This window comes from Agrobacterium sp. 16-172Ci (genome assembly GCF_053522725.1).
On record NZ_JBNWBW010000032.1, the window covers coordinates 35,476 to 56,913 of the forward strand.

At 60.5% G+C, this 21,438-nt stretch carries 17 protein-coding genes; 16 read left to right on the forward strand and 1 reads right to left on the reverse strand.

What is annotated here, in order from left to right; translation table 11 throughout:
• Positions 1-78: 78 nt before the first annotated feature.
• The 16 genes from ACQZ40_RS22730 (at position 79) to glpK (ending at position 20,495) form a co-directional block, all read left to right on the forward strand.
• A complete protein-coding gene (locus tag ACQZ40_RS22730) occupies positions 79-1,371 on the forward strand; it encodes a CmpA/NrtA family ABC transporter substrate-binding protein (protein WP_433822354.1) in 1,293 nt (430 codons plus the stop codon).
• A 115-nt stretch (positions 1,372-1,486) separates the two neighbouring features.
• Positions 1,487-2,380 (forward strand): nitrate ABC transporter permease, encoded by an 894-nt coding sequence (gene ntrB, locus ACQZ40_RS22735; RefSeq protein ID WP_448748695.1) that lies wholly within the window; start codon positions 1,487-1,489, stop codon positions 2,378-2,380.
• A 13-nt stretch (positions 2,381-2,393) separates the two neighbouring features.
• Entirely contained in the window at positions 2,394-3,191 is a 798-nt protein-coding gene (locus tag ACQZ40_RS22740) for an ABC transporter ATP-binding protein (RefSeq protein ID WP_338808366.1), read from the forward strand.
• Between the two features lie 5 nt (positions 3,192-3,196).
• A complete protein-coding gene (gene nirB / locus ACQZ40_RS22745) occupies positions 3,197-5,644 on the forward strand; it encodes a nitrite reductase large subunit NirB (RefSeq protein ID WP_448748696.1) in 2,448 nt (815 codons plus the stop codon).
• Between the two features lie 5 nt (positions 5,645-5,649).
• Positions 5,650-5,985 carry a nitrite reductase small subunit NirD gene (gene nirD / locus ACQZ40_RS22750; RefSeq protein ID WP_003519747.1) on the forward strand — a complete coding sequence of 112 codons (336 nt, stop codon included), beginning with the start codon at positions 5,650-5,652 and terminating at the stop codon, positions 5,983-5,985.
• 238 nt (positions 5,986-6,223) lie between these two features.
• Positions 6,224-8,872 carry a nitrate reductase gene (locus ACQZ40_RS22755; protein ID WP_448748697.1) on the forward strand — a complete coding sequence of 883 codons (2,649 nt, stop codon included), beginning with the start codon at positions 6,224-6,226 and terminating at the stop codon, positions 8,870-8,872.
• Entirely contained in the window at positions 8,844-10,304 is a 1,461-nt protein-coding gene (gene cysG / locus ACQZ40_RS22760) for a siroheme synthase CysG (protein WP_443406714.1), read from the forward strand. Before ACQZ40_RS22755 ends, cysG begins: the two co-directional genes overlap by 29 nt.
• Positions 10,305-10,444: 140 nt before the next feature.
• A complete protein-coding gene (locus ACQZ40_RS22765; protein ID WP_078052186.1) occupies positions 10,445-11,218 on the forward strand; it encodes a DeoR/GlpR family DNA-binding transcription regulator in 774 nt (257 codons plus the stop codon).
• Between the two features lie 108 nt (positions 11,219-11,326).
• Positions 11,327-12,850: a glycerol-3-phosphate dehydrogenase gene (gene glpD, locus ACQZ40_RS22770; RefSeq protein WP_078052185.1), complete on the forward strand. Its 1,524-nt coding sequence runs from the start codon at positions 11,327-11,329 to the stop codon at positions 12,848-12,850.
• A gap of 36 nt (positions 12,851-12,886) precedes the next feature.
• A complete protein-coding gene (locus ACQZ40_RS22775) occupies positions 12,887-13,957 on the forward strand; it encodes an ABC transporter ATP-binding protein (protein WP_078052184.1) in 1,071 nt (356 codons plus the stop codon).
• A gap of 12 nt (positions 13,958-13,969) precedes the next feature.
• Positions 13,970-15,040: an ABC transporter ATP-binding protein gene (locus ACQZ40_RS22780; RefSeq protein WP_220319131.1), complete on the forward strand. Its 1,071-nt coding sequence runs from the start codon at positions 13,970-13,972 to the stop codon at positions 15,038-15,040.
• Between the two features lie 2 nt (positions 15,041-15,042).
• Positions 15,043-15,909, forward strand: a complete 867-nt coding sequence (locus ACQZ40_RS22785) for a carbohydrate ABC transporter permease (protein ID WP_035225162.1) — start codon at positions 15,043-15,045, stop codon at positions 15,907-15,909.
• 3 nt (positions 15,910-15,912) lie between these two features.
• Positions 15,913-16,833 (forward strand): carbohydrate ABC transporter permease, encoded by a 921-nt coding sequence (locus ACQZ40_RS22790; protein WP_035261093.1) that lies wholly within the window; start codon positions 15,913-15,915, stop codon positions 16,831-16,833.
• 2 nt (positions 16,834-16,835) lie between these two features.
• The gene (locus ACQZ40_RS22795; protein WP_003519736.1) at positions 16,836-17,129 is read left to right on the forward strand and encodes a DUF2160 domain-containing protein; all 294 of its coding nucleotides are present in this window, start codon (positions 16,836-16,838) and stop codon (positions 17,127-17,129) included.
• 75 nt (positions 17,130-17,204) lie between these two features.
• A complete protein-coding gene (locus tag ACQZ40_RS22800; protein ID WP_003519735.1) occupies positions 17,205-18,926 on the forward strand; it encodes an ABC transporter substrate-binding protein in 1,722 nt (573 codons plus the stop codon).
• Between the two features lie 69 nt (positions 18,927-18,995).
• Complete coding sequence (gene glpK, locus ACQZ40_RS22805; RefSeq protein ID WP_125146763.1) at positions 18,996-20,495, forward strand: glycerol kinase GlpK; 1,500 nt, start codon at positions 18,996-18,998, stop codon at positions 20,493-20,495.
• Positions 20,496-20,500: 5 nt separating this feature from the next.
• Here glpK and ACQZ40_RS22810 read toward each other — a convergent pair whose 3' ends face one another.
• Positions 20,501-21,361, reverse strand: coding sequence for a LysR family transcriptional regulator (locus tag ACQZ40_RS22810; protein WP_448748698.1), 861 nt, complete (start codon positions 21,359-21,361; stop codon positions 20,501-20,503).
• Positions 21,362-21,438: the final 77 nt, after the last annotated feature.

The window sequence follows — 21,438 nt, forward strand, 5'->3', positions numbered from 1 at the left end:
CGGCGTTTTTTTATTTTCAGGTTTTTTCGCAAGCGAAAGCGTCACCCGCAGAGGTGGCCCAATAAGGGGAACATGCGAATGAAAAAGATATTCTCCGGCGATGTCAGCCGCCGCACGATACTGAAGACGACAGCCGCCGCCGCCCTTGTCAGCGCCGTGCGCGTGGCCTTTCCGTCCGGTGCTTTCGCAGCCACCGCTGAGCCCGAGGTGAAAGGCGCGAAAATCGGCTTCATCGCGCTCACCGATGCCGCCCCGCTCATCATTGCGGCGGAAAAGGGTCTGTTCGCCAAACACGGCATGCCGGATGTCGAGGTTCTGAAACAGGCCTCCTGGGGTGCGACGCGCGACAATCTCGTGCTCGGCGGCGTATCGAACGGCATCGACGGTGCGCATATTCTGACGCCCATGCCCTATCTCATGCATACCGGCAAGGTGACCCAGAACAATGTGCCGGTGCCGATGACCATCCTCGCCCGCCTCAACCTCGACAGTCAGGGCATTTCCGTCGCCAAGGAATATGCCGAAACCGGCGTTCAGCTCGATGCTTCCAAGCTGAAGGCGGCTTTCGAGAAAAAGAAGGCCGAAGGCAAGGAAATCAAGGCCGCCATGACCTTCCCCGGCGGCACGCATGATCTCTGGATTCGCTACTGGCTTGCCGCCGGCGGCATCGATCCGGACAAGGACGTCTCCACCATCGTCGTTCCGCCGCCGCAGATGGTCGCCAATATGAAGGTCGGCAATATGGACGTCTTCTGTGTGGGCGAACCCTGGAACGAGCAGCTCGTCAATCAGGGCATAGGCTTCACCGCCTGTACCACCGGCGAACTCTGGAAAGGCCATCCGGAAAAGGCGCTCGGCATGCGTGCCGACTGGGTGGAAAAGAACCCCAACGCCACCAAGGCGCTGCTGATGGCGGTGATGGAAGCGCAGCAATGGTGCGACGAGATGGCGAATAAGGAGGAAATGTCCACCATCCTCGGCAAACGCCAATGGTTCAACGTGCCGCCGAAGGATGTGCTTGGCCGCCTGAAGGGCAATATCAATTACGGCAACGGCCGCGTGCTGGAAAATACCGGCCTGCAGATGAAGTTCTGGCAGGACCATGCCTCCTATCCCTTCCGCAGCCACGACAGCTGGTTCATCGCGGAAAACATCCGCTGGGGCAAATTCGCACCCGATACGGATGTGAAAGCGCTGGTGGAGAAGGTGAACCGTGAGGATATCTGGCGCGCGGCGGCCAAGGATCTCGGCGTTGCCGATCTTCCCGCCTCCACCTCGCGCGGCAAGGAAACCTTCTTCGACGGCAAGGTCTTCGACCCGGAAAATCCGTCGGCCTATCTCGAAAGCCTGTCCATCAAGGCGGCCTCCTGAGGAGGAGACCCGGGGTATCGCCCCTCATCCGCCAGATGCGCTGCCCAACCGGCGCGACTGAAGACCGGATGAGGGGCGAGCCCCAGACCGCAACCGAAATCAAGAGGAAACGCCCATGTCCGCATTGGCCCGAAAATTCAACGAAGAGCCGCAGCAGCGGGTAGCGCAGAAGGCAAACGTCGTGTCGCTTGCGCCGAAACAGTCGCCGCGGATCGATCTGCGCAAATGGGGTGCGGCCGCTGCCCGCAACATCGTACCGCCGTTCATCGTCCTCGCCATTCTGCTGGGCGTCTGGCAATTGCTCTGTTCCGCCCCCGGCTCATCGCTGCCGCCCCCGAGCCAGGTTTTCGAGGAGAGCTACGATCTCATCGTATCGCCGTTCTTCCATAATGGTTCGCAGGATATCGGCCTTGGCTGGCGCGTGCTGGTCTCGCTGGAGCGTGTGGCTTACGGTTTCGGCCTCGCCGCCATTGCCGGCATCATTCTCGGCGCTGTCGTCGGTCAGTCGGTCTGGGCCATGCGCGGTCTCGATCCGATCTTCCAGGTGCTGCGCACCGTGCCGCCGCTTGCCTGGCTGCCGCTTTCGCTGGCCGCCTTTCAGGACAGCAATCCTTCGGCCATTTTCGTGATCTTCATCACCTCCATCTGGCCGGTCATCATCAATACCGCAGTCGGCGTGCGCAATATTCCGCAGGACTACCGCAACGTGGCGCAGGTGCTGCGACTCAACCAGCTGGAATTCTTCTTCAAGATCATGCTGCCTTCGGCGGCACCCTACATCTTCACCGGCCTGCGTATCGGTGTCGGCCTTTCGTGGCTCGCAATCGTCGCGGCGGAAATGCTGACCGGCGGCGTCGGCATCGGTTTCTTCATCTGGGATGCGTGGAACTCCTCGCGCCTGCCCGACATCATCGTGGCGCTCGTCTACATCGGCGTCGTCGGCTTCGTGCTCGACAAGCTGGTGGCGGCGCTCGGCAAGGTCATCACCCGCGGCGCTGCGGCAAATTAAGAGGGCGACGATCATGAACGCTTATCTGAAGCTCGATCACATCGACAAATATTTCGACAAGGGCGGCTTGCGCGCCGAGGTGCTGAAAGGCATCAATCTCACCATCGAAAAAGGCGAATTCGTCTCCGTCATCGGCCATTCCGGTTGCGGCAAATCCACCATGCTCAATCTCATCGCCGGACTGACGAAAGTGTCTGCCGGCGCCGTTCTGCTCGAAAACCGCGAGGTCAACGAGCCCGGCCCGGAACGCGCCGTCGTGTTCCAGAACCACAGCCTGCTGCCATGGCTTTCGGTTTATGAAAACGTCAATCTTGCCGTGGAAAAGGTCTTCCGCAACACCAAGACCCGGGCCGAGCGGCATGACTGGGTCATGCGCAATCTCGATCTCGTGCAGATGGCCCATGCCAGAGATAAGAAACCCTCTGAAATTTCCGGCGGCATGAAACAGCGCGTCGGAATTGCCCGCGCGCTCGCCATGGAGCCGAAGATCCTGCTGCTCGACGAGCCTTTCGGTGCGCTGGACGCGCTGACCCGCGCCCATCTCCAGGACGCGGTGATGGAAATCCACGCCCGGCTCGGCAACACCATGGTCATGATCACTCATGATGTCGACGAGGCGGTGCTGCTTTCCGACCGTATCGTAATGATGACCAACGGTCCGGCAGCCCACATCGGCGAAGTGCTGGAGGTGCCGCTGGCACGCCCGCGCAACCGCATCGAGCTCGCATCCGACAAGACCTACCTCAAATGCCGCGAGGCCGTGCTGAAGTTCCTTTACGAACGTCACCGCTTCGTCGAAGCTGCGGAGTAACGCCCATGACGCAAAAACTCGTCATCATCGGCAATGGCATGGCGCCGGGACGCATGCTGGAAAACCTGTTCGAAACCGCTCCCGGCCTCTACGACGTCACCATTTTCAACGCCGAGCCGCGCGTCAATTACGACCGCATCATGCTCTCGCCGGTGCTTTCTGGCGAAAAGAGCTATGAAGACATCGTCATTCATAATGACGAATGGTATGCGGCTAACAATGTGACGCTGCACAAGGGTGCGAAGGTCACCGGCATCGACCGCGACAGAAAGACCGTGACCAGCGAAAACGGCATCACGGTTTCCTACGACAGGCTGGTGATCGCCACCGGTTCGTTGCCTTTCATCATTCCGGTTCCCGGCCATCAATTGCCGGGCGTGCTCGCCTACCGCGATCTCGACGATGTGACGAAGATGCTGGAAATCGCCGAGGGCAAGGGCCGCGCCATCGTCATCGGCGCCGGTCTTCTCGGGCTGGAAGCCGCCTATGGCCTCAAGCGCCAGGGCATGGACGTTACCGTCATCCACCTGATGCCGACGATCATGGAGCGTCAGCTCGATCCGGCAGCGGCCTATCTTCTCGAAAAGGCGCTCAATGAGCGCGGCATCGACATCATCACCAAGGCCAATACCAAATGCATTCTTGGTGAGGAGAAGGTCGAAGGCATCGAGCTGGAAGACGGCCGGGTCATCAAGGGCGACATGGTGGTGATGGCGGTCGGCATCCGTCCTGCCTCGGGTCTCGCCAAGGAGGCGGGTATAGCCGTCAATCGCGGCATTGTGGTGGATGACGGCATGATGACGTCCGACGCTTCGATCTATGCGCTTGGCGAATGCGCCGAGCATCGTGGCATGTGTTATGGCCTCGTTGCGCCGCTTTATGAATCGGCACGGGTGCTGGCGGACCGGCTGTGTGGCGGCTCGGCCGAATATCACGGCTCTGTCACCAATACCAAGCTGAAGGTCACCGGCATCAACCTGTTTTCCGCCGGTGATTTTGCAGAAGGCGACGACCGCGAGGAAATCGTGCTGCGCGATGCCACCGCCGGTGTCTATAAGCGCCTGATCCTCAAGGAAAACCGCATCATCGGCGCGGTGCTATACGGCGAGACGGCTGATGGTTCGTGGTTCTTCGATCTGATGAAGAAATCGACCGATATTTCCGCCATGCGCGAAACCCTGATTTTCGGTCAGGCCTATCAGGGAGGGTCGCCGCTGGACCCTATGGCGGCCGTTGCAGCCTTGCCGGATGATGCGGAAATCTGCGGCTGCAACGGCGTTTGCAAGGGCAAGATCACATCGGCCATCACCTCCAAGGGGCTGACATCGCTGGACGATGTGCGCGCCCACACCAAGGCGTCCGCCTCCTGCGGCAATTGCACCGGCCTCGTCGAGCAGCTCATGACGATAACGCTCGGCGACAGCTACAATCCCGCTGCCGTGCAGCCCATGTGCAAATGCACCGATCTCGGCCATGACGATGTGCGCCGTCTCATCAAGGCCAAGGGGCTGAAGACCATCCCGGCCGTGATGCAGGAGCTGGAATGGAAGACCTCCTGCGGCTGCGCCAAATGCCGACCGGCGCTTAATTATTACCTCGTCTGCGACTGGCCGGATGAATATGCCGACGATTACCAGTCGCGTTTCATCAATGAGCGCGTCCACGCCAATATCCAGAAGGACGGCACCTATTCCGTCGTTCCGCGCATGTGGGGCGGCGTTACCTCTTCCTCCGAACTGAGGGCGATTGCGGATGTGGTCGACAAATTCGAAATCCCGATGGTGAAGGTGACCGGCGGCCAGCGCATCGATCTTCTCGGCATCGAGAAAGAGGATTTGCCGGCGGTCTGGGCCGATCTCGGCAAGGCCGGCTTCATTTCCGGCCAGGCCTACGCCAAAGGTTTGCGCACGGTCAAAACCTGCGTCGGCCAGCAATGGTGCCGCTTCGGCACGCAGGATTCCACCGGACTTGGCATCCGCATCGAAAAATTCATGTGGGGTTCGTGGACGCCCGCCAAGCTGAAGCTTGCCGTTTCCGGCTGTCCGCGCAACTGCGCGGAGGCCACCTGCAAGGATATCGGCGTCATCTGCGTCGATTCCGGTTTCGAGATCCATTTCGCCGGTGCCGCCGGTCTCGATATCAAGGGCACGGAAGTTCTGGGTCTCGTCAAAACCGAGGATGAGGCGCTGGAGCATATCGTGGCGCTGACGCAGATGTATCGCGAACAGGCGCGCTATCTCGAGCGCATCTACAAATGGGCCAAGCGCATCGGTTACGACGAAATCCGCCGCCAGATCATGGACGATGCGGAAAAGCGCAAGGCCTATTTCGATCGCTTCGTCTTCAGCCAAAAATTCGCGCAGGTCGATCCCTGGTCGGAACGCGTATCCGGCCACGACAAGCACGAATTCAGGCCCATGGCGGCGATCGGTTTCAATCAGGCGGCGGAGTGAGAACGATGGACAGCAACTGGATCGATATTGGCGATATCTCCGACATTCCCCTGCGCGGCGCGCGTTGCGTCAAAACGCCGATGGGCAAGATCGCCGTGTTCCGCACGGCGGAAAATCAGGTCTTCGCCATCGAGGACCATTGCCCGCACAAGGGCGGGCCGCTGAGCCAGGGCATCGTGCATGGCGCTTCGGTGACGTGTCCTTTGCATAATTGGGTCATTTCGCTGGAAACCGGCAAGGCCTTGGGGGCGGATGAGGGCGAGGTGCGGACCATTCCAGTGCGTAATCTGGATGGGAGGCTTTCGATAGCGCTCGAAACCCTGATGATTGCGGCGGAGTGAATTGCGATGGCGGCGGCGTTACCCCCCTCTGTCCTGCCGGACATCTCCCCCTCAAGGAGGGAGATCACTCGCGGCACAAACTTCCATTCACAACTGGCGTCGTTGCCGGTGGAGAGGGAACGGGGAGCCATCCGCTTTTCGATCTCCCCCCTTGAGGGGGAGATGCCCGGCAGGGCAGAGGGGGGTAACCGCCACGCACTGAGGCGGGGTAAGCGCCACCCACTGAGGGGGCAAACCCATGCCCGTTGAAACAAAAACCACCTGTCCCTATTGCGGCGTTGGCTGCGGCGTCATCGCCACCGTCAACGACGATGGCGCGGTATCCGTCAGAGGCGATCAGGACCACCCCGCCAATTTCGGACGGCTGTGCTCCAAAGGTTCGGCTTTGGCCGAAACCATCGACCTCGACGGTCGCCTGCTCCACCCGGAAATCGCCGGCAGGTGGGCGTCATGGGACGAAGCGCTTGACCTCGTCGCTTCCCGGTTTTCTCAAGCCATCGCCGAACACGGCCCGGACTCCGTCGCCTTTTACGTCTCCGGCCAATTGCTGACAGAAGATTATTACCTCGCCAACAAGCTGATGAAGGGTTTCATCGGCTCGGCCAATATCGATACCAATTCAAGGCTGTGCATGTCGTCGTCCGTCGCCGGCCATCGCCGCGCCTTCGGTGCCGATACGGTGCCGGGCACCTATGAGGATATGGAGCTTGCCGATCTGGTGATCCTCACCGGTTCCAATCTCGCCTGGTGCCATCCAGTGCTTTACCAAAGGCTTGCGGCGGCAAAGGCGGCGCGGCCGGACATGAAAGTCGTTGTCATCGATCCGCGCCGGACGATGAGCGCCGATATTGCCGATATGCACCTCGCCATCCGCCCGGATGGAGATGTGGCGCTGTTTACCGGTTTGCTGGCGCATCTTTCAGATAGTCCTGCAGTCGATCACGGTTATGTGGAAAATCACACGGTCGGTTTTGATGCAGCGATGCAGGCAGCAAACGAGCATAGCCTGCCGGAGATCGCCGAAGCCACCGGCCTGACGATTGCCGAACTGATTTCCTTTTACGAATTGTTCGAACGCACCGAAAAAACCGTCACCTGCTACAGTCAGGGTGTCAACCAGTCTGAAAGCGGCACCGACAAGGTCAACGCGATCATCAATTGCCACCTTGCCACCGGCCGCATCGGCAGGCCGGGCATGGGTCCCTTTTCGCTCACCGGCCAGCCGAACGCCATGGGTGGGCGTGAGGTCGGCGGGCTCGCCAACATGCTGGCCGCCCATATGGCCATCGAAAATGCCGAGGATCGCGACCGTGTGCGGCGCTTCTGGGCCTCGCCCGCCATTGCGGAAAAACCCGGACTGAAGGCGGTGGACATGTTCAGGGCCGTGGCCGATGGCCGCATCAAGGCGCTGTGGATCATGGCGACCAACCCGGTGGTTTCCATGCCGGATGCCGGTGCCGTCGAGGCGGCCATCAAGGCGTGTCCTTTCGTCGTGGTGTCCGATGTCATGGCGAGTACCGATACGGCCCGCCATGCGCATGTGCTTCTGCCATCGCGTGGCTGGGGTGAAAAGGACGGCACCGTCACCAATTCCGAGCGGCGCATTTCCCGCCAGCGCGGTTTTCTCGATGCGCCCGGTGAAGCGAAATCGGACTGGTGGCAAATGGCGGAAGTGGGCCGGCGCATGGGTTTCGGCACGGCCTTCGCCTACGGCCAGCCATCGGATATTTTTGCCGAACATGCCGCTCTTTCAGGTTTCGAGAATGCCGGCAGTCGCGATTTCGATATCAGCGGCGTCGAGCGGAATTCCTATGATGCGATGACGCCGTTTCAATGGCCGAAGGCCGGGCAGGGCGATGCCGTCGTTACCCGCTTTTTTTCGGATGGGCGGTTTTACCATGCCGATGGCAAGGCGCGGTTCATCGCCACCGCTTTGCCGGAGACAGGCAGGACATCGGCGGATTACCCGCTGACACTGAATACCGGCCGTATCCGCGATCAATGGCACACCATGACCCGCACCGGCAAAAGTGCGCGCCTGACCGCCCATATCGCCGAACCCTTCGCCGAGCTTCATCCGCGCGATGCGCAGGCGCTGGGAATCGAAAGCGCCGATCTGGTGGAACTGGAAAGCCCCCATGGCAAGGTTCTGCTGCGGGCGCTGGTGAGCGAAAGGCAGGCGCGCGGCTCGGTGTTTGCGCCGATGCACTGGAACGACCAGTTCGCCTCGCAGGCGCGCATCGATGTTGTGGTTGCGCCGGTGACGGACCCCTATTCCGGCCAGCCCGCCTCGAAAAACGTGGCAGTAAGGGCAAGGCGCTTCGAAGCTAAAGCCTATGGTTTCGCCATCTCCCGCATCCGGCCGGATGCGCCGGATTGTGCGTACTGGGCCACGGCCAAAGCGGATGGCGGCTATCGCATGGAGCTTGCCTTTGCCGAGGAGCCGCAGGACTGGACACTCTGGGCGCGACAGGTCTTCGGCATCGAGGCCAGGGTCGAGCCGCTGGGTTATAGTGACCGGCAGACGGGTGACCTGCGCCTCGCCTTCTTCGACCGCGATATCCTGCTGGCGGCGCTGTTCGTCGCCAGGCAGCCGGTGGCCGTTGCCCGCAACTGGGCCATCTCGCAACTTGCCGAGCGTCATGAGGATCTGCGCATGCGTTTTGCGCTGGTCGCTGGTCGCCCCGGTGCCGGCCGCGCCGATCCGGGCGCCACCGTCTGCTCCTGCTTTAACGTCGGAGTGAACCAGATTACCGCGGCCATCCGCGAAGGCTGCCGCAGCGTCGAAGCCATCGGCAAGGCGTTGAATGCCGGAACCAATTGCGGCTCCTGCCGCGCCGAAATCAGGGGGATCATCGATGGATGCCTTAAAACCGCAGCGGAATGAACCGGCCCGCATGGAAAGATTAGCCAAGTTGCCGGTCTTCTGGGGGCTTGAGGGCAAGCGCGTGGTGCTGGCGGGCGGATCGGACGGGGCCGCCTGGAAGGCGGAACTGCTGCTGGCCTGCGGGGCGGAATTGCATCTTTATTGCGAGGCAAGCGAGCTTTCGGAAAGCTTTGCAGTGCTTGTCGCAAAAAGCCAGATGCTGAGATGGCATGACCGTCCGTGGGGTTCGGATATCTTCGGCGGCGCGGAACTGGCGCTGGCGGATTGCGAAACCGATGCGGAAGCCGCGAGCTTCTACGCTGCCGCGCGCGCGGCCGGCGTTCCCGTCAATGTCATCGACAAGCCGGAATTCTGCCAGTTCCAGTTTGGCTCCATCGTCAATCGCTCGCCCGTGGTGGTGTCGATCTCTACCGATGGCGCAGCACCCATTCTGGCGCAGGCTATCCGCCGGCGCATTGAGACATTGCTGCCGCTTTCGCTGAGGGATTGGGGCGCGCTTGCCCAGACAATCCGCGAGCGCGTCAATCTGCGGCTCGCTCCCGGTGCGTCGCGGCGCTCTTTCTGGGAAAAATTCGTCGATCGGGCTTTTACCGAAAGGCTGGATGAGGGCAGCGAGGAACGGCTGCTTGCGGATATCGGAATGCAGGCTGCGCGGGCAGGATCGGGGCGAGGCCTTGTGACGCTTGTGGGCGCCGGACCGGGCGATGCCGAACTGCTGACACTGAAAGCGGTGCGCGCTTTGCAGGCGGCCGATGTCATCCTGTTCGACGATCTCGTCTCGGCGGAAGTGCTGGAACTGGCGCGGCGGGAGGCGAAACGCATGCTGGTCGGAAAGCGTGGCGGCCGGGAAAGCTGCAGGCAGGAAGATATCAATGACATGATGATCCGTCTCGCCAAGGCCGGCAAACGGGTGGTGCGGTTGAAATCCGGCGATCCAATGATTTTCGGGCGCGCCGGCGAGGAAATCGCTGCGCTTGAGGCTGAAAATATCCCGGTTGAGATCGTTCCCGGCATCACTGCCGCAAGCGCCATGGCCTCGCGTCTGGGTGTGTCCCTGACCCATCGCGACCATGCCCAGTCGGTACGCTTCATCACCGGCCATTCCCGGCAGGGAAGGCTGCCGGAGAATATCGACTGGAAATCGCTGTCTGACCCTTCAGTAACCACGGTCTTTTACATGGGTGGGCGCACCGCAGCCGAGATCGAAGCTGCCCTGCTTGCCCATGGCATGCCTGCCTTGACGCCCGTTGCCATCATGATTTCCGTCAGTCGCTCAAACGAACAGCGTTGGTGCGGTTCGCTTACGCAACTGGCTGCGGCCGTTGAGAGGCTGGGTGTAAACGAACCGGTGCTAATCGGCATCGGCGATGCATTTGGTGCCGCGTCCTCGGCGATGTCCCGTTCCAGCCCGCTCATTCAGAAAGTCGGCTAAATAATATCGTCAAATGGCGTCGTGGGGTTCACGACCTGTTTTCATCCCGCCACTATCGCTGCTGCAAAACCGTCCCTTGACATTGGTTTTTCGTTCGCTCTTCAATAAAACGAAAAAATTGAAAGAGGAGGGAGGGTGAAATGCTGCTCACACCGCGTCAGGATGAAATCGTTGCGCTGGCGAAAGCGAACGGGCGGGTGCTGGTCGACGAGCTGGCGGCGCGGTTCTCCGTCACTCCCCAGACGATCCGCAAGGATCTGAACGATCTCTGCGATACGCGGGTTTTGACCCGCATCCACGGCGGCGCGCTTTTTCCAAGCGGCAATGAAAACGTCAAATACGAGGCGCGTCGGGCGATAGCCTCTTCCGAAAAGCAGGCGATAGGCGCCGCCGCCGCCGCCCTTATCCCGAACAACTCGTCACTCTTCATCAATATCGGCACGACGACCGAAGCCGTGGGCGAAGCGCTGGCGGATCATCACGAGTTGATGGTCATTACCAACAACATCAATGTTGCCAACAGGTTGCGTGTCTTCCCCGGTATCGAGGTGGTGATTGCCGGCGGTGTCGTGCGCGGTTCCGATGGCGGTATCGTCGGCGAGGCGGCGGTGGATTTCATTCGCCAGTTCAAGGTGGATTTTGCGGTCATCGGCGTTTCGGCCATCGATGAGGATGGCGCTTTGCTGGATTTCGACTTTCGTGAGGTCAAGGTCGCGCAGGCAATCATCTCCAATGCACGCCATGTCATTCTGGTGTCGGATTCGCTCAAATTCGAGCGCACGGCTCCGGTTCGTATCGGCCATCTTTCCCAGGTGCATACTTTCATCACCGATCATTGTCCGGTGGATTCGATCCGGGCCATCTGTGCCGATCATGACGTCCGGTTGATCGAAACCGAGATGGTCGAGTCCTGATCGGGATAGCCCATGAATTTCGTTTGACATTCGTTTTGTCTTCGAATTAGATGTCCGTGCTTTCAGTATATCGATGAGGAGAGCGTCGATGAAAGCGCGGGAGGGTCCATGTCTGACGAGGCAATCCACGATATTTTCGTGATCGGCGGCGGTATCAATGGCTGCGGCATCGCGCGTGACGCCGTGGGCAGGGGCTATTCCGTCGCGCTTGCGGAAATGAACGATTTCGCCTCCGGCACCTCTTCCGCCGCTACCAAGCTTATCCATGGCGGTTTGCGTTATCTCGAACATTACGAGTTTCGTCTGGTGCGCGAAGCGCTGATGGAACGTGAGGTGCTGTGGGCCATGGCGCCGCACATCATCTGGCCCATGCGCTTCGTACTGCCGTTCCAGAAAGGTGGCGTGCGCCCGGCCTGGCTCGTGCGTCTCGGGCTGTTTCTGTACGACCATCTCGGCGGCCGCAAGCTTCTGCCCGCGACCCGCTCGCTCGATCTGCGCCGCGATCCCGCCGGGAAACCTTTGAAACCGATTTTTGCCCGCGCCTTCGAATATTCGGATGGCTGGGTGGATGATGCCCGCCTGGTGGTGCTGAATGCCCGCGACGCTGCCAATCGCGGCGCGCTCATCCTCAACCGCACGCAGGTGGTTTCGGCCCGACGCGAAGGCACCTTCTGGCATGTCGAAACGAAAAATGCGGCCGGAGAGGCCAAAACCTACCGGGCGCGCATGCTGGTGAATGCCGCGGGTCCCTGGGTGGACAAGGTGCTGTCCTCGGCGTTCGGCAAAAACAATGTCCATAATGTCCGCCTGGTGCAGGGCAGCCACATCATCGTGCGCAAGAAATTTTCCGATCCGCGTGCCTATTTTTTCCAGAATCCGGACGGGCGGATCATCTTCGCCATTCCCTATGAACAGGACTTTACGCTGATCGGCACGACGGATCGCGACTATACCGCCGACCCCCGGGCTGTTAAGATCAGCGACGAGGAGATCAGCTATCTTTGCAATGCGGCGAGCGAATATTTCGCTGAACCGGTGGAGCCGGCGGATATCGTCTGGACCTATTCCGGCGTGCGCCCGCTGTTCGATGACGGAGCATCGAAAGCGCAGGAAGCGACCCGCGATTATGTGCTGAAAACCGAAGGGGCGGAAGGTGAAGCGCCGCTTCTCAATATTTTCGGCGGCAAGCTCACCACCTATCGGCGGCTTGCCGAACATGCTCTTGAAAAAATCGGCGATGCGCTGGGTGAAAAGGGTGCGCCATGGACGGCGGGCTCGCATTTGCCGGGTGGAAATTTCGGCGCCGAGGCCTACACCGCGGAAGTTTCGGCGCTGCGGTCGCGTTACCCCTTTCTTGAAGAGCGTCATGCGGAGCGGCTTGTGCGCTGCTACGGAACGGATGCGGCGGTGCTGATCGGCAATGCCACGGAGGCGGCGGCGCTCGGGCGGTATTTCGGCGGTACGCTGTACGAGGCTGAGGTTCGCTGGCTGATGGCGCGGGAATGGGCGCTGACGGCGGAGGATATTCTGTGGCGTCGCACCAAGCAGGGGCTCTTTTTTACCCCGGAAGAGGTGCGTGAGCTGGAGGATTATGTCGAAGACATTGCAGGTGGGCGCTTAAGGGCAATCTGACGATCCGGATAAAAGCGGAGGAGGCTTTGGATCACCATGCTTGAATTGCGAAACGTCTCTAAGATGGTTGGCGGTGAATATCATATTCACCCGACCGATCTGACGTTGCAGCGCGGAAGCCTGAACGTCCTTCTTGGACCGACACTTTCGGGCAAGACGACGCTGATGCGGCTGATGGCCGGGCTGGACAAGCCGAGCGCGGGCTCGATCTTTTTCAATGGCGAAGATGTGACGGGGTGGCCGGTGCAGAAGCGCAACGTCGCCATGGTCTATCAGCAGTTCATCAACTATCCGGCGCTCAGCGTTTACGAAAACATCGCCTCGCCGATGCGCGTTGCCGGCAAGGACCAGGCGACCATCGACAGGGAAGTGAGGAAAGCCGCCGAGCTTCTGAAGCTGACGCCCTATCTCGACCGCACGCCGCTCAATCTTTCCGGCGGCCAGCAGCAGCGCACAGCACTCGCCCGCGCCATCGTCAAGAACGCCAATCTGGTGCTGCTCGATGAGCCGCTGGCCAATCTCGATTACAAGCTGCGCGAAGAGTTGCGCGAGGAACTGCCGCGCATTTTCGCCGAATCCGGCGCCATCTTCGTTTATGCCACGACCGAACCTTCCGAGGCGCTGCTTTTGGGCGGCAATACCGCAACGCTCAACGAGGGCAGGGTAACGCAGTTCAGCCGTACCATCGAGGTTTACCGGCGTCCGGTGGATATCGTCACCGCGGAAATTTTTGCAGACCCGCCGCTCAACACCATCGAGGTCATCAAGGCGGGCGGTGCATTCACCCGTGCCGACCAGGCGGTGATTGCGGTGCCGGCGCATCTTGCCGCCGTGCCGGATGGACCTTTGACCATTGCGTTCCAACCGCATCATCTTTTCCCGCAGGCGAAGGGCGAGGCCCGGCAGTCGATCCGGGCGCGGACGCTGATTTCGGAAATCGCCGGATCGGAAAGCTTCGTGCATGTGGAATTTTCGGGCCGGCGCTGGGTCATGCTCGCGCATGGCATTCACGACATCGAGCCGGACAGGGACATAGAGCTGTTTCTCGATACAAAACACCTGATGGCCTTTGACGCGAATGGCCGCGCCATCGGCGAAGCGGCTTGAGGGAGATCGGTCATGGCACGCATCACGCTCGATCACATCCGCCACGCCTATAACGCAAAGGCGCAGGCTGCCGGCGACTATGCGCTGAAGGAAGTCCACCATGAATGGGAGGACGGCGGCGCCTATGCGCTGCTCGGCCCTTCCGGCTGCGGCAAGACAACGCTGCTCAACATCATTTCCGGGCTGCTGCGCCCCTCCGAAGGCCGCATCGCCTTTGATGGAACCGACGTGACGGATTTCGCCACGGAAGACCGCAATATTGCGCAGGTATTCCAGTTCCCGGTCGTCTACGACACGATGACGGTCTATGACAATCTGGCCTTTCCGCTGCGCAACCGGCATGTGCCGGAGGCCGAGGTGGACCGTCGGGTGCGGGAAATCCTCGAAATGACCGATCTTTCCGGCATGGCCAAACGCCATGCGCGTGGTCTGACGGCGGATCAAAAACAGAAGATTTCGCTGGCGCGGGGGCTGGTGCGGTCCGATGTCAACGCCATCCTCTTCGACGAGCCGCTGACGGTGATCGATCCGCATATGAAATGGGTGCTGCGCTCGCAGCTGAAACGGCTGCATCGCCAGTCCGGTTTCACCATGGTCTATGTGACCCATGACCAGACCGAAGCGCTGACCTTCGCCGATAAGGTTGTGGTCATGTATGACGGGCAGATCGTCCAGATCGGCACGCCGGCTGAGCTTTTCGAACGGCCGGGACATACCTTCGTCGGTTATTTCATCGGGTCGCCCGGCATGAACGTGCTGCCCGCCAGTATCGACGGCGCGACCGCAATGGTCGGCGGCCTTGGTGTGCCGCTCGCCGGTGCGCCAAAGGTTGACGGAGCGCAACGCATCGAGATCGGCATCCGCCCGGAATTCGTCCGGCTGGAACGGGGCGGCATGCCCATAGCTGTCGACAAGGTCGAGGATATCGGCCGGCAGAAGATCGTGCGCGCCCGGTTCGCCGGCCAGAAACTCGCGATCGTCGTTGCCGAAGACGAGGAAATCCCGGCGGAAGCGGGTGTTCGCTTCGATCCGGCCGCCATTGGCGTGTTCGCCGACTCGTGGCGTGTAAAGATGGGGGCCTGACCATGGAAAAGAGCTGGAACAACAAGGCATGGTTCATGGTGCTGCCGGTGCTGGTGCTGGTCGCCTTTTCCGCCGTCATTCCGCTGATGACCGTCGTGAATTATTCGGTGCAGGATACGTTCGGCAATAACCAGTTCTTCTGGGCTGGAACGCAATGGTTCGAGGAAATTCTGGCCTCGGACCGTTTCTGGGATGCGCTGGGGCGCAACCTGCTGTTCTCCGGCATTATCCTGGCGATTGAAATTCCGCTCGGCATCTTCATCGCGCTCAAGATGCCGAAATCCGGCATCGGCGTGCCGGTCTGCCTCGTCACCATGGCGCTGCCGCTGCTGGTGCCGTGGAATGTCGTGGGCACCATCTGGCAGGTTTTCGGCCGCAGCGATATCGGCCTGCTCGGTTATTACGCCAATCAGCTCGGGCTCGATTACAACTATGTCAATGATCCGCTCGATGCTTGGATCACCGTGGTCATCATGGATGTCTGGCACTGGACGAGCCTTGTCGTGCTTTTGTGCTATGCCAGCCTCGTCTCCATTCCGGATGCCTATTATCAGGCGGCAAGGATCGATGGGGCATCGCGTTTCGCCGTATTCCGGTTCATCCAGCTGCCGAAGATGAAGCGCGTGCTGCTCATTGCCTTCCTGCTGCGCTTCATGGACAGTTTCATGATCTATACGGAGCCTTTCGTCGTCACCGGCGGCGGCCCGGGCAATTCCACCACCTTCCTGTCCATCGATCTCGTGAAGATGGCGCTCGGCCAGTTCGACCTCGGGCCGGCGGCGGCCATGTCGCTGATCTACTTCCTCATCATTCTGCTGCTGTCCTGGGTGTTCTACACCGTCATGACCAGCCACGACGCGGAGACTTGAGACATGAGCGCCTCGAATGTCACGACAAGCGTGGAGCGCAACGGCATCGGCAGTTCGCCGGTGAGAGCCACTGCGACGGGACGATCCGGCCTTGCCGTCAATGCGCGGCGTCGCCACCATGGGCCGTCGCGTTTTTCCTGGCTGGTGCCGACGATCTATATCCTGCTGCTGCTGGTTCCCATTTACTGGCTCGTCAATATGAGCTTCAAGACGAACACGGAAATCGTCTCCTCCATGACGCTTTATCCGCATCAGCCGACGTTGCAGAACTACCGGACGATCTTCACGGATTCATCCTGGTATTCGGGCTATATCAATTCGATCATCTATGTCGTCATGAACATGGTGATCTCGGTCGCGGTGGCGTTGCCGGCGGCTTACGCCTTCTCGCGTTATCGCTTTCTCGGCGACAAGCACCTGTTCTTCTGGCTTTTGACCAACCGCATGGCGCCGCCCGCCGTCTTCGCGCTGCCGTTCTTCCAGCTTTATTCGGCTTTTGGCCTGATCGATACGCATATCGCCGTGGCGCTGGCGCATTGCCTGTTCAACGTGCCGCTGGCGGTGTGGATTCTCGAAGGTTTCATGTCCGGCGTGCCGAAGGAAATCGACGAGACCGCTTATATTGACGGCTACTCCTTCCCGAAATTCTTCGTGAAGATCTTCATGCCGCTCATCGCTTCCGGCATCGGTGTCGCCTGCTTCTTCAGCTTCATGTTCTCGTGGGTCGAGCTTCTGATCGCCCGCACGCTGACGACGACGGACGCCAAGCCGATTGCCGCGACCATGACGCGGACGGTCTCTGCCGCCGGCATGGATTGGGGCCTGCTTGCCGCCGCTGGCGTGCTGACACTGATACCCGGCGCGCTGGTGATCTGGTTCGTGCGCAATTACATCGCCAAGGGCTTCGCGCTCGGGAGGGTTTGACCATGACGAAGATGCCCGATTTTACCTGGATGGCGTGGACTTGGCAGACGGCGGCCTTTTTTGGCGCCATCGCGCTGCTGCTCGTCGGCATGTGGTTCTGGGAATATCTCTCGCCCGGCGGTAATCCCCGCTTCGGCCTTTTGCGCTTCGAGACCACGCGCGGTGACAGGCTGTTCATCTCGCTGCTCGGCAGCGCCTTCATTCATCTCGCATGGCTCGGGCTGGTCGGGCCGAACCTGTGGTGGGCTCTCGCTCTATCCTTGGTTTACGCCATCGGCGTTTTCCGATTTGTCTAGAGCAGGAAAACGGTGCGGCGGAGGAAAACCGCATCCGCAGACTTCATGCAATCGCAAACCCCTGGGAGGACTGATATGCGACGGCATCTGATGACGACGACGGCGGCTATGCTGCTGGCAATGACGGGTTCCGCTTTCGCCGGAATGGAGGAAGCAAAGCAGTTTCTGGACAAGGAAATCGGCGATCTTTCGTCGCTTTCGCGTGGCGATCAGGAAAAAGAGCTGCAATGGTTTGTCGATGCCGCGAAACCCTTCGCGGGCATGGAAATCAAGGTCGTTTCCGAATCTCTGACGACCCATGAATATGAATCCAAGGTTCTGGCTCCGGCCTTCACCGCCATTACCGGCATCAAGGTCACGCACGACCTGATCCAGGAAGGCGACGTCGTCGAAAAAATCCAGACCCAGATGCAGACCGGCCAGAACCTTTATGACGGCTGGGTCAACGACAGCGACCTTATCGGCACGCATTGGCGCTACCAGCAGGTGCGCAACCTGACCGACTTCATGGCCAATGAAGGCAAGGACGTCACCAATCCCGGCCTCGACCTCAAGGACTTCATCGGCAGCGCCTTTACGACGGCGCCGGACAAGAAGCTCTACCAGCTTCCCGACCAGCAGTTCGCGAACCTCTACTGGTTCCGTTACGACTGGTTCAACAACGAAAAGAACAAGGCCGATTTCAAGGCCAAATATGGTTATGACCTCGGCGTGCCGGTCAACTGGTCGGCCTATGAGGATATTGCCGAATTCTTCACCGGCCGCGATGTCGACGGCAAGAAGGTCTTCGGCCATATGGATTACGGTAAGAAGGATCCGTCGCTCGGCTGGCGCTTCACCGATGCCTGGCTCTCCATGGCCGGCAACGGCGACAAGGGCCTGCCGAACGGTCTGCCGGTCGATGAATGGGGCATCAAGGTCAACGACAAGTCGCAGCCGGTCGGCTCCTGCGTGGCGCGCGGCGGCGATACCAACGGTCCGGCTTCGGTCTATTCCATCGAGAAATACCTCGAATGGCTGAAGAAATATGCGCCGCCGGAAGCGCAGGGCATGACCTTCTCCGAATCCGGTCCGGTGCCGGCGCAGGGCAACATCGCCCAGCAGATCTTCTGGTACACGGCGTTTACCGCCGATATGGCCAAGCCCGGCCTGCCAGTCGTGAACGAGGACGGTTCGCCGAAATGGCGCGTCGCACCTTCGCCGCACGGCGTCTACTGGAAGGACGGTATGAAGCTCGGTTATCAGGACGTGGGTTCGTGGACGCTGATGAAATCCACCCCCGACGACCGCGCCAAGGCCGCCTGGCTCTATGCGCAGTTCGTGACCTCCAAGACCGTGGATGTGAAGAAGAGCCATGTGGGCCTGACCTTCATTCGCGACACCACCATCCACCACAAGAGCTTCACGGACCGGGCGTCCAAACTCGGCGGTCTCATCGAGTTCTATCGTTCGCCAGCCCGCGTGCAGTGGTCGCCGACCGGCACCAACGTTCCGGATTATCCGAAGCTGGCGCAGCTTTGGTGGCAGGCGATCGGCGATGCTTCGTCGGGTGCGAAAACCGCGCAAGCGGCGATGGACTCTCTCTGCGCCGAGCAGGAAAAGGTCATGAGCCGTCTGGAACGCGCTGGCGTGCAGGGCGATATCGGCCCGAAACTGGCGGAAGAGCACGATATCGAATACTGGAACAAGGATGCCGTTTCGAAGGGCAATCTGGCGCCGCAGCTGAAGATTGCCAACGAAAAGGAAAAGCCGGTCACCGTCAATTACGACGAACTGGTCAAAAGCTGGCAGAAGTGATGTCTGCGTAAAATCTGAAACCGGGGCGGCTTGCCGCCCCGGTCATTGCGTCTGAAAGGGAGTAGCATGATGGGCGGTTATATTCTGGCGATCGATCAGGGAACGACATCGACACGGTCGATGGTCTTTGATCGCGACATGCGGGTCATCGGTGTCGGACAGCGAGAATTTCCGCAGCATTTTCCGGCCTCCGGCTGGGTCGAACACGATGCCGAGGATATCTGGAAAAGCGTGCTCGAAACCATCCGGCTGGCGCTTGCCGATGCCGGCATCGCCGCCTCCGATATCGAGGCCATCGGCATTACCAACCAGCGCGAAACGACCGTGCTGTGGGACCGGAACACGGGCGAGGCCGTGCATCGGGCCGTGGTCTGGCAGGATCGCCGCGCTGCTCCCGTCTGCGAGGATCTGAAAAGAAGGGGGCTGGAGCCGCTTTTTTCGAAAAAGACCGGTCTGCTGCTCGATCCCTATTTTTCCGGCACGAAGCTGAAATGGCTTCTCGATAGTGTCAGCGGCCTTCGCGAAAAAGCCGTCAAGGGCGAAATCTGCTTCGGCACGGTCGACAGTTTCCTGATCTACCGTCTCACCGGCGGCCGCCGCCATGTGACCGACGCCACCAATGCCTCTCGAACGCTGATCTACAATATCGAAGACAATGCATGGGACGATGAACTCCTGTCGATCCTCGATATCCCCCGCGCCATGCTGCCGGAAGTGCTGGATTGCGCCGCCGATTTCGGCGTGACGGATAAATCGCTTCTGGGCGCGGAAATTCCGATCCTTGGTGTCGCCGGCGATCAGCAGGCAGCCGTGATCGGCAATGCCTGCTTCGAGCCGGGCATGATGAAATCCACCTACGGCACGGGCTGCTTTGCATTGCTCAACACCGGCACGGATCGCGTCGCCTCCACCAACCGGCTGTTGACGACCATCGCTTACCGTCTCGACGGCGTCACCACCTATGCGCTGGAAGGCTCCATCTTCATTGCCGGTGCCGCCGTGCAATGGCTGCGCGATGAGCTCGGTTTCATCTCGGTCGCTTCCGAGGTCAGCGCGCTTGCGGAAAAGGCTGACGCCAATCAGCGTGTCTATCTGGTTCCGGCCTTCACCGGCCTTGGCGCACCCTATTGGGACGCGGAAGCGCGTGGCGCTATTTTCGGGCTGACGCGTGGCACCGGTCCGGCGGAATTCGCCCGCGCGGCGCTTGAAAGCGTCGCCTATCAGACCTTCGACCTGCTGGACGCCATGCGCAAGGACTGGGCGGGTGACAATGGCAAGACGGTGCTCCGGGTCGATGGTGGCATGGTCGCTTCCGATTGGACCATGCAACGGCTGGCGGATATTCTTGCGGCACCCGTCGACCGGCCGGTCTTCCTGGAAACGACCATTCTCGGAGCGGCCTGGCTTGCCGCCTCCCGCGCCGGCATCTGGCCGGATCGCAAGGCCTTTGCTGAACATTGGCGGCGTGACCGCCGTTTCAGCCCCGCAATGGAAGAGGCTAAACGGAAAGACGCCATTGCCGGCTGGCGCGACAGCGTCGGCCGCTGCCTGTCGCGGCGGGAGAATTGAACAGGCTATACGAAACTGCCGGGTGCGATGCTCTTGCTGGAAACGAGATCGGAAAGGGCGCGCACCAGCTTCGCATCCGCACCCTTGCTCGGCTGAAGCACGAATTCCACGTCCTCCAGCGGCGGTAGCACGCCTGCGGCAATCTCCTTCAGGCCTGCCGGCGCCATGCTGCGTGGCTGCACCAGAATGCCCATGCCCGCTCTTGCCGCGGCGGTCAGCCCGCTGAGACTGCCGCAGGTGCAGACGATCCGCCAGGCGAGGCCGGCCCGGTCGAGCGCCTCCTGCGCCGCCTTTCGGGTGATGCTCGGCGGCGGAAAGGCAATCAGCGGCAGGGCGTCCGGCTGGTTCAGCGTCCGCTCCGGGTCGCGCGCCAGCCACACGAGCGGTTCGCGGTAGAGAAAGTGACCGAGCTTGTCGCCAAGACGGCGTTTGGCGAGCACCACATCCAGTTCGCCATTGTCCTGCATCTGGTAAAGCACGCCGCTCAGCGAAACGGTCAGTTCCAGATCGACGAGGGGATAAAGGCGGATGAACTCTTCCAGAATAGCGGTCAGCCGGCTGGCGACGAAATCTTCCGAAACGCCAAGCCTCAACCGCCCGCGCAGACGGTTCTCGCTGAATAGCGATGACACCTTGCTGTCGATTTCCAGCATGTTGCGGGCGTAACCCAGCAGCGCCTCACCTTCGCCCGTCAGTTTCACCTGATGGGTGCTTCGGGTAATCAGCCGGCGGCCAAGTGCGGCCTCAAGCCTTTGAATATGCTGGCTGACAGTGGACTGGCCAATCCCCAGCCGTTCGGCCGCCAGCGTGAAGCTGCCGGTCTGCTGAAGCATCACGAAGCTGGCAAGATGTTGAAGGTTCAGCATTATCCTGAATCGCGATAACTGTTAATCTTTGCATCGGAATTCATGATGAGCGATAGTAGCGCGCGTTTCAAGCAAAA

Excerpts from the sequence above, each read along its gene's own strand:
- ACQZ40_RS22800 (WP_003519735.1), top strand. The coding sequence starts at position 17,205 with ATGCGACGGCATCTGATGACGACGACGGCGGCTATGCTGCTGGCAATG.
- ACQZ40_RS22790 (WP_035261093.1), top strand. The coding sequence starts at position 15,913 with ATGAGCGCCTCGAATGTCACGACAAGCGTGGAGCGCAACGGCATCGGC.
- ACQZ40_RS22765 (WP_078052186.1), top strand. The coding sequence starts at position 10,445 with ATGCTGCTCACACCGCGTCAGGATGAAATCGTTGCGCTGGCGAAAGCG.
- ACQZ40_RS22755 (WP_448748697.1), top strand. The coding sequence starts at position 6,224 with ATGCCCGTTGAAACAAAAACCACCTGTCCCTATTGCGGCGTTGGCTGC.
- cysG (WP_443406714.1), top strand. The coding sequence starts at position 8,844 with ATGGATGCCTTAAAACCGCAGCGGAATGAACCGGCCCGCATGGAAAGA.
- nirB (WP_448748696.1), top strand. The coding sequence starts at position 3,197 with ATGACGCAAAAACTCGTCATCATCGGCAATGGCATGGCGCCGGGACGC.
- ntrB (WP_448748695.1), top strand. The coding sequence starts at position 1,487 with ATGTCCGCATTGGCCCGAAAATTCAACGAAGAGCCGCAGCAGCGGGTA.
- ACQZ40_RS22795 (WP_003519736.1), top strand. The coding sequence starts at position 16,836 with ATGACGAAGATGCCCGATTTTACCTGGATGGCGTGGACTTGGCAGACG.
- nirD (WP_003519747.1), top strand. The coding sequence starts at position 5,650 with ATGGACAGCAACTGGATCGATATTGGCGATATCTCCGACATTCCCCTG.
- glpK (WP_125146763.1), top strand. The coding sequence starts at position 18,996 with ATGGGCGGTTATATTCTGGCGATCGATCAGGGAACGACATCGACACGG.
- ACQZ40_RS22775 (WP_078052184.1), top strand. The coding sequence starts at position 12,887 with ATGCTTGAATTGCGAAACGTCTCTAAGATGGTTGGCGGTGAATATCAT.
- ACQZ40_RS22780 (WP_220319131.1), top strand. The coding sequence starts at position 13,970 with ATGGCACGCATCACGCTCGATCACATCCGCCACGCCTATAACGCAAAG.
- ACQZ40_RS22785 (WP_035225162.1), top strand. The coding sequence starts at position 15,043 with ATGGAAAAGAGCTGGAACAACAAGGCATGGTTCATGGTGCTGCCGGTG.
- glpD (WP_078052185.1), top strand. The coding sequence starts at position 11,327 with ATGTCTGACGAGGCAATCCACGATATTTTCGTGATCGGCGGCGGTATC.
- ACQZ40_RS22740 (WP_338808366.1), top strand. The coding sequence starts at position 2,394 with ATGAACGCTTATCTGAAGCTCGATCACATCGACAAATATTTCGACAAG.
- ACQZ40_RS22730 (WP_433822354.1), top strand. The coding sequence starts at position 79 with ATGAAAAAGATATTCTCCGGCGATGTCAGCCGCCGCACGATACTGAAG.
- ACQZ40_RS22810 (WP_448748698.1), bottom strand. The coding sequence starts at position 21,361 with ATGCTGAACCTTCAACATCTTGCCAGCTTCGTGATGCTTCAGCAGACC.